The 1,649-nt window shown below is 37.7% G+C and carries 1 protein-coding gene; it reads right to left on the reverse strand.

Annotated features, from left to right (window positions below; translation table 11 throughout):
• Positions 1-69: 69 nt before the first annotated feature.
• Positions 70-1,533: an ABC-F type ribosomal protection protein Msr(D) gene (gene msr(D) / locus A5294_RS06320; RefSeq protein ID WP_000420313.1), complete on the reverse strand. Its 1,464-nt coding sequence runs from the start codon at positions 1,531-1,533 to the stop codon at positions 70-72.
• Positions 1,534-1,649 lie beyond the last annotated feature (116 nt).

Below are 1,649 nucleotides of genomic sequence, written 5' to 3' on the forward strand. Positions count from 1 at the left end.
GTCTTTATACTCTTTAACAATGGAGTCGCCAACCAGAACAGACTATACTGACCAGCGACTACCTTAAATTTAATGTTTCAGATTTATTTTCTTATCTCTAATTTCATAAACTACATCTGCTACATTTTCGAGTAATCGTTTATCGTGGGTGATAAACACGATAGTTCCGGTGTACTCCTTCATTAGTATTTCCAAAGCCTCTAAACTTGGTATGTCAAGGAAGTTACTGGGTTCATCCATTATTAGGATGTTATATCTACCCATGAGCATTTTAGCAAGCAACAATTTTATAATTTCTCCACCGCTTAAAACAGATAAACTTTTTCCAATATCGTTCTGTTTGAACCCCATAGATGCTAGCACTGAACGAATTTCTGATATATTGTAGTCACAATCCTTCTGCATAAACTCCATAACATTCTGATTACTGTTGTACTTGTAACCATTCTGTGCAAAGTAACCTATTTTTGCCTTAGGCGAAATAGAAATTCCTTCTTCATGGTTTAAGATCATTTGGATTAAAGTTGTTTTTCCGATTCCATTACCACCAGTTAACGCCACTTTTGCTCCTAACGGAATTTGAAAAGATGCATTTTCAAACAGAGCCTTATCCCCAAATACTTTATTAATTTCTGCACCGACTATAGGGTATGGATTATGGAGCTCCAATGCTTTACTTTGCCTGAAACGAATTCTGCGAATGCCTTCCGGAGCTTCTACTTTTCCTAAGGCCGCAATCCTGTGCTCTAGGGTTTTAGCAGCATTATACATCTTTTTTTCCTTACTTCCTATTGATTTTTGATGAGCTAAACGCCCTCCGTCTTCAGTACTTTTTTTCTTTGAAGAACCTTTTGCCTTCTGTTCTATTTTACGAGCCTGTTTTCGCTTTTCCTCCGCAGCCCTTTCCAATCGGGCACGTTCCGCAATAAATTGTTCGTATTCTGCAGCTTGGCTCTTACGTTCTTCCTCTTTCTGACGAAGATAATCAGAATAGTTTCCCCAATACTCAGTGATTTTGCCATCTTTCAGTTCCCATATTTTATCTACTATTTCATCAAGAAAATAGCGGTCATGGCTAATAACTAACAGTGCACCTGTAAAATATTTTAGCTGTCCTATTAGAAAATCAATTCCTTCACGGTCTAAATGGCTCGTAGGTTCATCCGCTAAAATACCATGAACCTGTGCCGATAAGGCCTGTGCTATTTTAAGCCTTGTTTCTTCACCACCGCTCATAGTCTGTATATTTAATTGCTCAACACCTAGCTTGCCTACAAGTGCAAAATCTTTTTCCTCCTGCAGAGTTACTTCGTCCAACTGGGGAATATAGGCAAGTTCACCCAGACGATTCATTTTACATCCTGGGGGAGTTAATTCTCCTAAAAGTACCCTGAGTAAAGTGCTTTTTCCAGCACCATTTGCTCCTACTAAACCAATACGGTCATAATCATATACTTCTAATTCATTTATATCTAAAACATCGCGTCCTTTGAATTCCACACGAATGTCTTTTGCTTTTAATATTAATTCCATAACATTTCCTCCTGTCTATAATCGCATGCTTTCATTTGCTTGTATGCAGGGAAAACCCTGCGATTTTAGCAGGAAGAGTTACATGAAAATAAGATACATAAATATTCCTCCAATAT

Origin of the sequence: Gardnerella sp. 30-4 (assembly GCF_001641215.1) — a bacterium.
GTDB lineage: Bacteria > Actinomycetota > Actinomycetes > Actinomycetales > Bifidobacteriaceae > Bifidobacterium > Bifidobacterium leopoldii.